At 57.9% G+C, this 12,333-nt stretch carries 8 protein-coding genes; 1 reads left to right on the top strand and 7 read right to left on the bottom strand.

The genetic code is table 11. The features are described 5' to 3' along the window. A partial coding sequence (locus tag P8K07_07055; GenBank protein ID MDG1958279.1) for a glycosyltransferase occupies positions 1–221 on the top strand: 221 nt, incomplete at its 5' end. Between the two features lie 68 nt (positions 222–289). On the opposite strand, the gene P8K07_07050 is transcribed toward P8K07_07055, so the two are convergent. The 7 genes from P8K07_07050 to P8K07_07020 form a co-directional block, all read right to left on the bottom strand. Beyond that, complete coding sequence (locus P8K07_07050; protein MDG1958278.1) at positions 290–1,480, bottom strand: glycosyltransferase; 1,191 nt, start codon at positions 1,478–1,480, stop codon at positions 290–292. A gap of 10 nt (positions 1,481–1,490) precedes the next feature. Further along, positions 1,491–2,792 carry a lipopolysaccharide biosynthesis protein gene (locus P8K07_07045; GenBank protein MDG1958277.1) on the bottom strand — a complete coding sequence of 434 codons (1,302 nt, stop codon included), beginning with the start codon at positions 2,790–2,792 and terminating at the stop codon, positions 1,491–1,493. 50 nt (positions 2,793–2,842) lie between these two features. After that, positions 2,843–4,237, bottom strand: coding sequence for a hypothetical protein (locus tag P8K07_07040; protein ID MDG1958276.1), 1,395 nt, complete (start codon positions 4,235–4,237; stop codon positions 2,843–2,845). 990 nt (positions 4,238–5,227) lie between these two features. After that, positions 5,228–8,089, bottom strand: a complete 2,862-nt coding sequence (locus P8K07_07035; GenBank protein MDG1958275.1) for an O-antigen ligase family protein — start codon at positions 8,087–8,089, stop codon at positions 5,228–5,230. Between the two features lie 84 nt (positions 8,090–8,173). Beyond that, positions 8,174–10,666, bottom strand: a complete 2,493-nt coding sequence (locus P8K07_07030) for a polysaccharide biosynthesis tyrosine autokinase (GenBank protein MDG1958274.1) — start codon at positions 10,664–10,666, stop codon at positions 8,174–8,176. A gap of 26 nt (positions 10,667–10,692) precedes the next feature. Then, positions 10,693–11,847 (bottom strand): polysaccharide export protein, encoded by a 1,155-nt coding sequence (locus tag P8K07_07025; protein MDG1958273.1) that lies wholly within the window; start codon positions 11,845–11,847, stop codon positions 10,693–10,695. A gap of 144 nt (positions 11,848–11,991) precedes the next feature. Next, the coding region (locus tag P8K07_07020; GenBank protein MDG1958272.1) for a hypothetical protein at positions 11,992–12,333 on the bottom strand (342 nt) is incomplete at its 5' end.

Raw genomic sequence — 12,333 nt, 5'->3', positions numbered from 1 at the left:
CCACCGACACGCCTGGGTGCCGCGAGACTGTATGTGCCGAAAGAAACGGATTCCTCATTCCCCTTCAGGATCCAAGGAAGCTCGCCGACGCTATTTCGGAGCTGATCTCCTCGCCGGAACTACGGCTGCAAATGGGTGAAGAAAGCCGAAGAATTGTCGAAGAACGTTTCGATGCAGCCATCGTAAACGAAACTGTTATCGCAGCTCTGGAACTCAACTAAGGCCGGCCTCGACAAGAAGCGGATCTTCCCAATTTTTCTCTGGCATCTAGCAATTGGCTCGTCGCGCCCTATACCCGACCGGAGTGAATGCCTTCGGCCGACATCCGCGCACGATGCCAAAACGCCTCCCGCCGTCCGTCGAGTATCGACTTCTTATAACATTTAGCTGTCTTCCAACCTTCTTTGGACGCTGAGTCCCTAGCATCTTCCGAAACGACAAGACCTGCCGAGATTCTCGCCAGACTCTTAGCATCGGTAGGATCAAACAACCGGGACTCCGGGAGCAGCTCCGGTATTCCCCCTGCGGTCGAACCAATAGCTGGCACACCGCGAGCCATGGCTTCAATTAGCGCGCGGGGCAAACCTTCTTGGCGGGAAGGTTGCCAATACTGATCAAGTGAGTCCATCCAGCCGAACACCGCCTCTCCTGAAGGGAGCGGGCCCAGCAGTGCCAGGCGGGACTCCACCCCCAATCCCTTTGCAATCTTCCGTATACGGGTTCCGGCACCGCCGCCTAGAACTTCCAAGAAGACATTGAACCCATGGTCCGCAAGCAACTTGATTGCCTCTAGAGCCGTATCAACGCCCTTGTACTCCACATCAACATTGCAGCAAATCCCTAGTCTCACCGCAGCTTTTGGGTTCCCCCTTAGACTACGATGGCCCAAAAGTTCTTCAGCAATCGGGGTCACCTCCACATTGGAACAGGCAATCTGAAAGGCAGGGGACGGATAGCGACGCTGAAGAAAATCTTCCGTGACGTACAAAATCTGGTCCGCTCCCGCGGCAGCACGACGATTGCGCGCTGCCGCAATCGGGGCGTAGAAACTCGCGAGGGTTGAATGGTAGTACGTTGCATCCCACGCACAACCAACCATTTCGATTGCCCGCGGATACGGACGGACCCGCCTCAATGCCCGCCAGAAGGCCGCAAGCCCCAATTCGCTGGGCAAACGCGCGGCAAGTGCCCCCGTCTTCGCGATCAGCGGATCTAAATGCGCATGAATCGCGCGGCGGCGCCGCAGGACGCTAATCGGAGAAGAGAAATTCGGTACCAAGTCAAAAACTACACCATCTCCTGACGCCAGCGTCAGATTTCCGGGCTGATCCGTACTTGACTCAGCTCTTCGACCAACAACGACCACCTCCTCGAAGGAATTGAGGTACCGCTTAAAAACCTCATACGAAAAACTTCCTCCGCTAAAGACATCTTTGCCCCGCACGTGGAATCTATGATCATGAACGAAAAGAAGTTTCATAAGAATCACCCTATCCGACAGGCTCGTCCACTGGCGCCATCTCGGCACGCAGGCAGAGCTTTCGAGCTGAAACCGCGAGCCAAACGTTGGAAATGGTCATCATGAGACTTGCGGCAACCGCGGCCCCGAGACTTCCTAAGTCCGGGACCAATGTGACTCCGATGGCGATCAACCCGATCGCTCCGACAAAAGCAACTCGAAGTAGAATCTTCTCATAACCGGCCATCGCGTGAAAAAGCACTACCGGACCCGCTACGATACTAAAAAACTGTCCGATCGAAAAAATTGGTAGAAGACTATTCGCCTCCACTACCCCGCTATCCATCGACTCCAAAACGCATCCACCAAAAACGCTCAAAGTCACCAAAGCGGGAAATCCAATCCCGGCGGAAAGAAGGGAGGTATGCCTCATCATTGCCTTGGCCTCAGTGATCGCACCGTCGCTCCAACTCTTCGATAAGCGACGTGCTAGACCAAAATTCAGGGCGCCAAGCGGCAATGTTGCGGACGACACGAGGGTACGACAAAAAGCATATTGGCCCGCTTGGTCAGTCCCGAGAAAAACGCTTACTAGTAGCAAATCCGCTCTGGTTCTAAGCTGAGTCAGAACACCTGCCCAGCCTAGCGACGACGCTATTGCAGTCCAGCGCACGGAACCCTGCCGTGCCGTGGGATCTTGTCCAATGGCAGTAGCAGCCCCCCATACCCAAGGTACCGCCCCCGAGGCAAGTAGTACACCCAGCAATACGCCAATCGCTCCCGCCACCGCCGCCTGCTGGCCAGTGAAAGCTTCCCCACCGGCAATAGACACTAGCATCGCGACGAAGACCGCGACAGGCCGGGAAAATTGCATTAGGGAGACGGCCTCGCGAAGTTTTCCAGACCCTCTCAGTATACCCACCAAAATCTTCATTGGTACGAACGCGAAAGTCAGTAGCAGAACCACTGAGGTTTCCTCCAAGGAAATTTCAACTGGAAGCGAAGCCCCAACGAAACAAACAACGCTCAAGGCGATAAAGCGAGCCAAAAACTTACGAACTGCAAAATGTACAAACCGCAACGCCTCTAGCGAGGGAGCCGAGTCCCCAAGGGCACCAATCACTCTTGTCCCGGTGAGGTCCAGCCCAAACACTAGTACGGATGCCAGCACCTCCGCGGTCGCGATCATCGCAGCGTAAATTCCGAAATCAGAAACCCCCACCCAATACAAAATCGACCACTGCACCCCGAGACTTAGCGCACCACCCAACAATCGAAGGGCAAGCACCAAAACGCCATCGGAAATGATCCGACCCGACAAATCACTACTCATCGCGCCACCGGCGCCCTGCACTTAAATTCATGAGGTCTTGGAAGTCCACTTCAACGACCATGACTAGGGTTTCGATGAGATGCCATACCCGCCCCGGCAGATAACCGGGCGCCTCTATTCGAGAAGACTTTAAGCACATGCAGGAGCAACAATGGGACAACCGTGGTTTTCAAGAAAAAAGACATCAGGAACGCAGCGTCCGCACGGCTTGAATAGATCGCCACGATCATGAAATTCACATAGGCAAAGTGGCTAAAGACCCCCAGGTACGAAATGCGATAAAGAGCGAAGGTCGCTACAGCCAAGACAAAGTACGCACCCATTACACCGACAACGCCGAATGATAGATAACCTTCGGCAACCAAACCAAAGCCCTTCCCCGACCCATCATTCTGAAGGAGAGTTCTATTGAACCACTCTCCCCCGCTTACTCCCGATCCTATTCCAAAAAAACTCGACGTGAACACCCGACCGAGGTCGCCAAGAAACAACTCGCTACCCAATCGGACATCCCAATATTTGGAGCAAATCTTGTAGAGATTTTTCCCAGCGCTGGAGAACTCTCCGTAAAGAATCGTCTCTACAAAGTCGAATCCCCGATCAACTCGAAACGAATCATCCAAGCTTATAAACGATTTCCAATCCTGCCCAAGGGTGGCGACCGCTGCAGCTAAAAGCATCAAACTATAAAACTGCAACTTCGAAACGGGCCGCAAATACAGGCAGCGAAAAGCGATGACCTGGAAACCAAGCGCAACAACCACATCACGTTCCCCGAGAGAGCCGAACACTGCCAGCATGAATGCCATTGCGATGCCTGCAAAAAACAAGGCTTGCGAACTCTTCCTAGCGGCCTCAAGTGCGCCATACTTCATCCCACAATAGAGTGTCAAAATGTTGGCAAACAACACCCAAGTCTTGATTGAGGAGCCCCGAAGGCCCTGCTTGCTAAGGCCGCCCGCCACGGCAAAGTACATGGGCACTGCGGCCAAAATTGCGAGACTGATAATTAGCCAGGTCGGTGGCGCGGTATTGCGAAAATCCGCGAGACGAATTCTTGTCAAAGGCCGCCACCCAAGACTCAACGATGAAATGCCGAGGGAATACGCCAGCAGGCCGAATCCCATGAGCCAAACCCCCTCGGCTACGATGATCTCTGACGCCTCAGAGTAGCCAAGCAGCACCAATATAGGGAACGACAATGTATAGAGGGCGAACCCAACCACAAATGCCCCCAGCGGAGCGATTGGATGAGGCTGGCCGACAACCAGACACGCGAACGCAATTGTCGCGAAGCCTACCATATGAGCAATCAGGGATGCGCCCGGCATTCCCCAGGCCCAGACGGGCAGTGAAAGTGCCAGAATAGCCAACAAGTAAATAGGCTTTTGTCCAGCGGGTGAAGGCACCACAATGCGCTTCGATTCCCTGCGGCTTACCCTCATCGGATTCGAAGCCCACGGTTAAGATCTAACCCGCCCCAAGGCGCGAGATCCACAGGCAGCAATCGGGTCAGATTTTGTACGTCCGGTAAGAAGATTTCATGAAGTCGGTTGAATTGATCTCGACTCAGGGGTGGCGTCCTAATCGTCTCCATATTGCGTCGGTCAATCGCGTTCTTGATCCGATGACGCATTACCCTCGGCAAAATCCTAGCGACCGACGCCCTCCCGGGATAGGCCCCCCTAACTACCTGATTGACGATAGAACTTTTCGGAAGACGAGCGACATTTGCACTTGCGGCGGACCCCGACCACCTTCCGCGAGTAAGGCCCAACCAACTTGCGATGCGCGGGCGGACCGTGCTTGGCTCGCTCCGGTATTCCTCACTAATGATCACTAGAAAACTACTGAGTGGAAACAAGTTCAGATACCGCGCAAGCTGAACTCCATAAAGGCCGGCTCCAACAAAAGCTCCCAGAGTTCGCCCCGAAGGATCAGACGGCTGCCGGTGAATACGATTTCGCTCTTCTCGTATCGCATCTTCGAAACTGCGTGACTCCCCACCGATTGCGCGAGCCTGCCAATAGGACGAGTACGCGCGGGCGATTGGATTCCGCAACATCACGACCATCTTTGGCGGCTGATCCGGAAAGTATCCTCGAATTCGCTCTGCGGCCACATCGCGATACAGGTACTGAGGAGAAGCATCGCCCACGAGCGCCTCGGTGGGCGCGCCCTTGAAATGGGATTCGTAAAACTTTGATCCGCGCGCAAACGATTTGTCGGAACTGAAAAACTCCACCTCCTTAACCTCTGGAATGAAAACATCCTCGCGAAACGACAGGTCTTGTGCGAGCGCCGTTGTTCCGCTTTTCGCAGCTCCCAAGATCAAAAAATCCACTTCTGACTTCACCACCCAAACCCTCCAACTATTGGAATGTACCAAAGCCTGATTTCTAAACGATCCATGCAAAGGAAACTGGAAGAACCAATCACCTATCCCCCCCTAGGTCGGAACCGATATCTTGCCGAGCCGAAAAAACAGCCAACCCGCGAGCAAATTTTGCACTTTGCGGCGCAATGTCAGCCGCTCTCTGGTAGGCCGAGGTCGCTGTGTCGAAATCATAAGCACGCTCGGAGGCCAACCCCAGAAGATACCAAGCTTCCCCTAATCTCGGTGAGTAATTGGTTGCAAGCCTAAATTCTTGGGCGGCAAGATCATATCGACGTCGGGCGAGATATATCTTGCCGAGCCGAAGCCGGGCCTTCGGCTTAAACGGATTTACCCTAATTGCGTGTTCAAGCTTTCTGACTTCAAACTCGGGAACTTGAGACAGGCGCCCTGCATCCGCGAGAGCGAGGGTCAATTCATATTCGTCAATTCCCGATTCGATGCCTCGAGAAAACTCCTCAACCGCCGCCGAGAGATTATCCTGTCTCCCCAAAATCTCAGTTATCAACACTCTCCGGCTCTTCAAGGACGAAGGGGCCATTGCAATCGATCGTCGAATCAGAACTTCGCTCTGAGCCAAGTCGCCAGCTTTGACAAGTTCTCGGGCGGCCTGCCGTAGAAAAATAGCCTTGTCGGCGTGTCGTGGGGCGAGATCGGCGGCTTGGAGCCACACCTCTGCTGCAACCGAATGCGACGAAATGTCCGAATAAAAGGCCGCCAGAGAAACCGCGGCACGATAACCTTCACTTTTCATCGCACGCCGAAACCCCCGCTCGGTCGCCTCGCGAACCTCCTTACTCAGCCAAGAAACCTCTGCAACCGAAAGCACAGGATGCAGCACACGGGAGGGTGCGCGAAACATCGACTCTTCAATATCCGCGAGAGCCATGTCCCGGTTGCCAAGTCGTGTCGCCAGCACGGCGCGTGCATCTCGCGCGCCAGGGCTACTCGGATTGATCATCACAGCCGCATTCACCGACGACTGGGCCAGCGTGAGTGACATATCCGAGAACCGCACACTCAGGTTCAAATGGGCGTTTGAATCCACTGGAAAGTCCGCGATCGAACGCAAGGAAGCCATCATCCCGCGCGGAGCCTCGCGACTAGCACCCGGCGTACGTTGGGAGAATACCAGCACCAGAAACACAACCACCACCACAGCCGACAAATTGGAGGATGTGATCGACAACGGACGCTCCAAGGTGCGTTGCCCCGAAGTATCGGTTGCGCTCGCATCGACCCGCCAACCCCCACGCAAACCGATCCCCAAGAGCAGTACCGCCGTGATCGCGATTCCCGGCATCTGCAGATCGAAATCCACAAATTCATGAATCAGCAACGCCAGCAGCCCCGCCCCAATCGCCAGCTGCAAAACATACGCGCTATCCGACCGCGTCCGCAGCACCCGCAAAAACCGCCGCGCGACCACCACGCACGCGAACACCAGCATCAGGCCGCCGACCAAACCGGTCTCGGCAAACAGCTGGATGTAATCGTTGTGCGCACGCCGGGCCTGCGAGCCGAAGAAAAACGACTCATCATATTGCGGAAAGGCAACGCCCCAAGACGACAGTCCAACCCCCAGCAAAGGGTAGTCCGTGATCATCGGCACCGAGTCGCGCCAACCCTCGACGCGTGAATCCCAACTTGCCGAGTTGCTGACCGTCTGCTCGAGCCGACGGTCAATATCACTGCCCATCTCGGCCCCACCGCTCGGCAAGAGCACAAAGAGTAACATGACTGCTGCCACTCCGGCTCCAACCTGCATGCCGGCCCGCCGACCGGCGAGAAAGCCGGCCCGCTTCTCGACTGGTACATGCCGCACCAGCAGGAAGAGAAACACGCTCAAACTGACAGCTGCCGCCCCCCATGACCCGCGCGACAAACTGAAAAACAACGCCGTGCCGCAGATCGCAGCCCCTGCCCCGAAGATCACCTGCGTCGTCAGGCGTGGACGTCGCAAATCGATCCGCGTGCGCGCCAGCAGCGGCGCCAGCACCAACGGCAAGGTCAACGCCAGATACCCGCCAAAGTTGTTTCGACTCACAAAAGGCCCGCTGGTCTGCGGGTTGGCCAATCGCGGCTCCCCCCAATCCCAGGGCACGAAGAACCACAGGATCTTGCCATTCCAGGACATCCGTTGCAGCAAACCGACCGCCGCCACCGCAATGGCCGTAAAGGCAACCGCCTGCAGGAGGCGGCGCTGGAACCTCTGATCCTCGCGCGATCCGGGCTCCAGCGGATAGAACGTCACCACCGCAAACACCGCCAGATAGGCGAGGATCTTCAGCAATTCAGCCAGCGTGCGCGACGGATCCAGCGAGATGGTTCGCCACGAAGAAAAGAACCCGGCGTGTTCGCTGCCGACCCAACGCTCGAGCAACATGCGCTCGTTACGCTCGAGCAACGGCTCGCCCGGCAGGCGACCCCAGGCATCCGGGACGACCGTCTGCAGATCGAACTTCTCGACATCACCAACCGCCGGCAAAGCGACCGGTTGAGCCAGATCTGCTGCCTGCACGCCCGCATCATCACGCACCAGCAAGGCACGCACGGTATCTTCGTAGGGTGCCTTCTCGGGCCATCCGGGCAGCGACAACTCATAGGTTGCGTATGTCGAAGGCGAAATCGCACCCAGCAAGGCTGGCGGCAATGGCAGGATTTGCAGGAGAACAACACCGAGAAACCCGACCAGCGGCGCCCAGAGCATCCGCGGCACGGCCGGCAGGCCCGCGTTCCGCGAAGAAAGCCCGCCGGACCCCACACCAAAGCGCAGCTTGACCAGCCACACGATCACCAACCCGCAGGCCGCGATCTCGAGCAGACCATAGGCCTGCGGATGCACCGACCCGAAGGCAGAGGGTGCGAATACGATGATGAAAATCAGCCCGGCTGTAACCAATCGATCACAGATCTCGGCTATGCCACCGCGACGTGTCTTTTTTGCGTGACGGCTGGCGGGAATCAACGGAAATCGGCCCCCGGCTCAGGCCGGCGTCTGGCCGTTGCCGCCACGGGTATCTTCGCCGGCATAGTACGTCGAATAGTATTTACCGCCGTAATAGGTCGCGTAGTTATCCGTTTTGGCATCGACCTTATTGAGCAGAACGCCCAGCACATGGCTACGGGCCTGCAGCAATCGGGCCTCGGCCCGCTGCAGGATCTGGCGCGGGGTATGATGCGCGCGCACCACCATGACCACACCGTCGACCATATGCCCCATGACCACGGCATCATTCACGGCCATGACCGGCGGCGAGTCGACAATCACGTAATCGAAATGCTCGGCACATCGCGCGAGCAGCTTTTCCATCGCACTCGACGCCAGCAATTCAGTCGGGTTGGGCGGCAAGGCACCCGCGGTCAGCATCTGGACGCCGTCGACCTTGGTTTTCACCACAACCTCGTCGAGTTCACGCTGTCCGGTCAGGACCTCGGACAGCCCGTAATCATTACTCACCCCAAAACGCCCATGACAGCTCGCGCGCCGCATATCCGCATCGATGATCAGCACGCGCGCGCCGAGGCGTGCGAACACGATCGCCGTGTTCAGGCTGGTGGTCGTCTTGCCCTCGGATTCAAGCGCGCTGGTGAACATCATCGTTTGCGGCGCTTCTTCGGGGGTCGAGAAAAGAATCGCGGTACGCAAGGTGCGGTAGGCTTCCGAGACAACCGAGTCGTTGCCTTGAGCCAGCACCAGCGAGCTATCGGACTCCGGCACGGCCCCGACCAACTGCATCTGGCCATCAGCCGCAGCCACGGTTTCTTCACCCACCAGATCCGCGTCCGGCATGGCGTGACCGTCGGATGCGGAAGCACCGTCCAAAGTCTCGTCAAATTCATCCGTGGAGCGTCCGAGGAATTTGGCAGCGACGCCCGCCGCTTTCGTCCGGCTCCGCGAGCCATACCCATACGTGGTCGACTGATCCGGCAGAGCATCAAAGTCCGGCACAATGCCGAGGCTCGGCAACTGCAGGTAGCGCTCGACGTCTTCGGTATTCTTCACCGAGTTATCGAGGAAATCCCGGCCCAGAACGATTCCGGCACCCAGCCCCGTGCCCATCAAGAGGGCCAGCAACAATGTGCGCAGGCGCTGCGGCTGCGATCTATTCTCGGGCGGTGTCGCCTTGTCGATGATCGACACGTTGGACGCCTGCACGGCGGCCGCCACACCGATCTCTTTCATGCGCGAGAGGATATTCTCGTAAAGTTGCTCGTTGGTATTCGCTTCGCGCTCGAGGATGGCGTACTGCACGCCCGCGTCCTTCATATCGAGCACCTTGGCGCGTTGCGTATCCATGGTGGCACGTAATTGTGTTTCGCGGTCAGCTGCAGCCAGATACTTGGATTCGATCGAGGCCACGACCTGCTGAATCTCACCGTCGAGACGCGAACGCAGGGCATCGACTTCCGCCTTGGCGTTTTGCACGGGCGGATAGGCCGGCTTGAACTGGGCGGCCAGCTCGACGTAAGCGCCTTCTTTCTCGGCCAACTGTGATTTCAGCGCCTGGATCAGCGTGCTGTTAGCGACGGCCGGCAGCGAATCATAGGCACGCCCCTTGACCAGCTTCACATCGGCCTCGAGCGTAATCCGATTCGACTCGGCCTCGGTGAGCAGGTCATTGAGATCGGCGAGCCGGTCGACAATGACACTGTCTTCGTCATTCAGCGTCACGATGCCCTTGTCCTTGCGGTAGGCATTCAAGGCCGCTTCCGAGGCATGCAACTTCTGTTTCACCTCAACCAATTTCTCGTCGAGGAAACCGCGGGCTTCTTCGCTGGCTTCGCTGCGCAGACGCAGGCCTTGCATCATATAGGCCCGGACGTGAGTGTTCGCGATCTCGGCCGAGAGCTCGGGGTTGGGTGTGGTAAAACGAACCACCGCCAACTTCGTGCGGGTCACCGGGGACACCGAGAGACCTTCCTGATAGGCACGGATCACATCCGGCGCGATGCCCGACGGATCAAGTCGCTCATCCCCGCTTTTGAACAATCCGACCAGCCCCTGAATCCAACCGGAGACCAAACCGTCGGCCTCACCCTCCTGCTCGATGAAATCCGGATTCCGCTCGAGCCCCAGCTCGCGGATCACATCGACTGCGAGCGTCCGGCTTTTCAGGATCTGTTCCTGCGTGCGATAGAAGTTGGATTCGTCGCCGCTCATCCCGTCAGCGAGCAGTTCCTGCACGTTCAGGGCATTTTGCGACTGTCGCTCGATCATGATCTTGGATTCGGCGGTAAACATCGACGTCGCCACCAGCAGATAGCCGATCGCGACCACCGCAGCGGCACCGGCACCACCGGCAATCCACTGCCAATTGTTGCGCAGCAACCGCCAATACTCGAGGAACCGAGGTTCTTCGTCGGACGCATACGGGTCCACCGGCATATCGAGTTGGATAGGCGGCGGGGCGACGTCCGCAGGATTTGCAGGCAATTGGGCTCCCGGGGGGAGCATCTGTCGTGGTGGTTGACGCATGTTTGATTTCCTTGAGGGGGGCTCGATCAGAACGGACTGGCTACAGAGACGCCGACACGCATGACTTCGGAGAAGAAGCGGTAGACACCCCAACCGACGAGCTTCACGCCCTCGGACTCGACCATAACGAGATCCCCTTCACGTAGGGCGATATCTTCGCTGCGGCCTTCTTCGATCGCGGTCAGATTCACCTCGCGCACGAGACGTTGCGTGCCGCCATCGTCACGCAGGATCTGCACCTTGGATTTCTTGGCGGGGAAACTCGGTCCCCCCGCGGCCGCGATCGCACCCAACAGGGTCAGACCGCGGGTCATTTTCTGCGCGCCCGGGGTCTCGACCCATCCCTGGACGAAAATCTGTCCGCCGCCCAGAGCCATGATGGTGTCGCCCGGTCGGACCGGGACGGCCAGCGCAAAGCGCTGCGAGCGCCGGTTCATCTTGTCGAGGTCAATGATGATCGGGTCAGACGCCTGCAATAGAGGTTGATCCTCGAGCGCGGTCACATCCCCTGCCGCCAGATCATCGCTGACCAGCCCGCCGAGGCTCAATTCGTCCATCTCGCTGGGGTCGACTTCTTCCACAGGGATAAAGAGCAAACGTTGCGTGGCCTCGTCGGTCAGACCACCGGCCTCGGAGATCATGTCCAGAATCGTGGCGTCAGACGCCTTGAGCGTGTGCAGGCCCGGATCATCGACCGCCCCCAATACGCCGACTTGGCGGCTGCGATATTCGGTCACATGCACGGAGACGTGGGGGCGGTGCATGTATTTCCGCAGGCCTTTTTGCAGCTCGGCCTTGAACTGCTTCTCGGTCAGCCCGGCTGCCTTCACATCGCCGATCATGGGCAGCGTTACAGTACCCGACGACGTCACACGCACCGTCTCTTCCGCAAGCTCGGGCATCGAGGGCACTGAAATCTCGATCAAATCTCCGGTACCAATCGGATAGTCGCCAGCGCCGGAACCCGTGGTGCGATCATCGTAGATGGTGCGGATGCGGACCAGATCGACAGCGGTGCTGTCGGTGGTGTTGTAACGCTTGGGCGAATACGCGCCAGGCTCACCTTGTGATGCGCCCGCAGGTGCGTTGCTGTTCCAGCCATCATTTTTCTTTGCGGACGCGCACCCGAAACAAAGGAACATTGCGAGTGACAACGCCACGCCATTGCGAAGAAGCTTCACGTGCGTGGATCTCCTGAGGAATCGAGCGGCGGAAGGCCGCGGTGAAAAATCAAATCTCCTGACAGACACGCCAACAACGTCGGCGGGCCTGCCAGGAGACTGAAATGAACAACTAGAAGTTTATTGCTGATTACTGTGAGGCGATTATTGCGCGGGCGAGTCAGGCTGGAATGCGCCTGCGCCTGCCGCAATACCAACGCCGGTACCGGCGAGAAGAGCACCGCCACCGACAACCGCGCCAGCGGTCGAACCGAGAATCGTGCCGCCACCGGTTGTCGCCGCTGCGGCAGCCGGAGCTGCTGCGGCCACCGTGGTGCCACAGGCGCCACCAGTTGCTGTCGCCGAGGCGAGAGCCGGCTTGCCGGCATCAACGGCCCAGGCCACGTTCAGGCCGTTGGGGCCAACCGGAGCTTCGACCTTCTGTCCCTGAAAATCACCCTTGGGGGCGACTTGCAGCTGGTAATTGCCCGGCGTCACACAGCCGAA

This window comes from Candidatus Binatia bacterium, assembly GCA_029248525.1.
Lineage (GTDB): Bacteria > Desulfobacterota > Binatia > UBA12015 > UBA12015 > UBA12015.
Note: the sequence above shows the minus strand (reverse complement) of the source record. Positions and strands in the feature narration are given on the sequence as shown.

Coding starts and splice junctions, on each gene's coding strand:
- P8K07_07045 (MDG1958277.1), bottom strand. CDS start 2,792: ATGAGTAGTGATTTGTCGGGTCGGATCATTTCCGATGGCGTTTTGGTG.
- P8K07_07040 (MDG1958276.1), bottom strand. CDS start 4,237: ATGAGGGTAAGCCGCAGGGAATCGAAGCGCATTGTGGTGCCTTCACCC.
- P8K07_07050 (MDG1958278.1), bottom strand. CDS start 1,480: ATGAAACTTCTTTTCGTTCATGATCATAGATTCCACGTGCGGGGCAAA.
- P8K07_07030 (MDG1958274.1), bottom strand. CDS start 10,666: ATGCGTCAACCACCACGACAGATGCTCCCCCCGGGAGCCCAATTGCCT.